Here is a 2,008-nt window from a genome sequence, read left to right on the forward strand (position 1 = left end):
AAACCCAGCCTGCCCGTGGGGCCTAGCCGCGACGATCGGAGAACCGGGGTGCAACGGTAACCGAGCCCCGGTATCCCCGCAAGCCTCTTGAACCCGCCTGGAACCCCTTGAGTTGCTCCCGTAGTCGGGTCAGCGCGGCGGCCGAGAGCCGGTTCAGCGCGGCTTCTTCCGCGGCGATCTCCTGGGTCAGCTCCCGGAGCCGCGCGGTGTGGGGCTGTAGTGAGGGTGGCGCAGCCGGCGCCCGGGCGCGCAGGGCGGAGGCTTCCCGTTCCAACGCCCCGAGGCGCTCCAGTTTTTCGCGGCGCAGCCCCACACTGGCCAACACCGCTTGCGGATCCACCTCTGCGAAGGCCTGGCGGGCCGCCTGCCCCGCCTCGAGCAGAGACTCGCAGACGGCGAGCTCTTCGGTGAGAAGTTCCTCCAGTCGCGCCGTGTGTCGGGTCGTGGGTTCGATCGGGTCGTGGTGTGACATCGGCGGTCCTGTCCGGTTCAACCGGTGATGGAGACCCGGTGGCTGTCTTCGGCCCGCGGTACGCGGTGGTTCAGTGCCCGGGTCTCGGTGTCGTCTTGGGGAATCTCCAGCTCCGCCCAGGCCGAGCGGAGTTCCAGCAACGGGGGGAGAATGTCGTCGATGGGGCCGGGCTCCTTCCGGAAGTTGGCCTCGGTGATCTTCTGTATGAAGAAGAGGTACAGATTCCAGAGATTCTCCGCGATCTTGCCTCCTTGGTCCATGTTCAGGGTGCTCGCCAGTTCCTCGACGACGGCGCGGGCCTTGACCAGGCTGTTGTGGGTGGCCTCGATCTCGCGCTCGGCCATCTGGTCCTTGGCGCGACCGAGAAAGCGAATGATCCCGTCGTACGCCATGACGATGAGTTGCTGCTGGCTCGTCGTCGTGGTCACGTGGGTATGGGTATAGGCCTGCGCTCCAGTGCCGTACATCATGCGACCACCTCCGTGTGGTGAACGGGTTCAGGTCCTGCGGGTGGGTTCGTCATGGAGCTCGTTTTTTCCTCCGAGTTGCTCCGTTCACAACTCACAACTCAAAACTCAGGACTCGCCGCACCTAATTGTTCCACGACCAGTTGTTGCCCAAACTCCCCAGAGCCTCAGCGAGGAAGCTGCCCTGGCTGTTGAACGCGCTCACCGCCGCCTCCATTTGCTGGAACTACTGCAGCAGTCGTTCCCGCTTCGCATCCAGCCGCTCCCCCATCTCCTCGATGCGCGCCTGGAGGTTGCCGATGGAGGTGTTCAGGGTCTTCTCCCGCAGCCCGGAGGCGCCGGTGAAGGGGTCGGTGAGGTCCGTGAGGTATTCGTCGAAGCGGGAGAACACCCCCTTGGTCACCGTCAGGGTCGCGGTGCCCGGGGCGTCGAGTTGGACCAATACCTGCAGCCCGTCGGTGTTCGCATTGCCGGTGTTGCCCTTGAGAATCTGGCCGGTGCCGGTGGCCGCCTCGCCGTTGATGGTGCCGACCACGTCGGTGCCCGCGGTCTCGGTCGCCGCCGCCAGGTTCAGACCGGCCAGGGCGTTGCCGCCGGTGAGGGTCACCTGCGAGGCGGAGCCGTAGCGGTTCGAGGTGAGCTGCAGGGCGCCGCCGACGCCGAAGCCCACCGTCACCGAGCCCTTGATCGCGTCATTGATGCGGGTCTGCAGCTCCGTGGCCAGTTCCTGGGCGCTGGCGTAGGTGCCCGCGGCCAGGGTCACCGTGACCGCCGCCGCCCCGTCCACCGACAGGGTGAACGCGTCGTTGGCGCCTGCGGTCACCGTGAGGGAGCCGGGTGCCGCGGCCGTGCCGACCGCCGAACCGCGGGTGGCCGCGGAGGTCACGTTCACGGCGTACGCGCCGGCCCGGGTGGCGTCGGTGGCGTAGACAAAGGAAACCTTGGCGTGGCTTGAGTCGCCGCCGTTGCGGAACAGGCGCATCACGCCGTCGAAGTCGTCCTGCACCGCGCCGGAAAACACCGCCGCGTCAAACTCCAGGGTGCCGGTCTCGGTGGTCTCCAGCCCCAC

Annotated in this window: 2 protein-coding genes and 1 pseudogene; all 3 read right to left on the reverse strand. The window is 67.1% G+C overall.

Features of this window, described 5'->3' with window-relative positions; genetic code table 11:
* Positions 1-22 precede the first annotated feature (22 nt).
* Complete coding sequence (locus tag KKE07_05185) at positions 23-472, reverse strand: hypothetical protein (GenBank protein MBU4270236.1); 450 nt, start codon at positions 470-472, stop codon at positions 23-25.
* 17 nt (positions 473-489) lie between these two features.
* A pseudogene (gene fliS / locus KKE07_05190) lies at positions 490-942 on the reverse strand (flagellar export chaperone FliS).
* A gap of 223 nt (positions 943-1,165) precedes the next feature.
* Positions 1,166-2,008, reverse strand: an 843-nt coding sequence (locus tag KKE07_05195; protein ID MBU4270237.1) for a flagellar hook protein FliD, incomplete at its 5' end; no start/stop codon positions are given.

This window comes from Candidatus Dependentiae bacterium, from assembly GCA_018897535.1.
Classification (GTDB): Bacteria; Babelota; Babeliae; order Babelales; family UASB340; genus UASB340.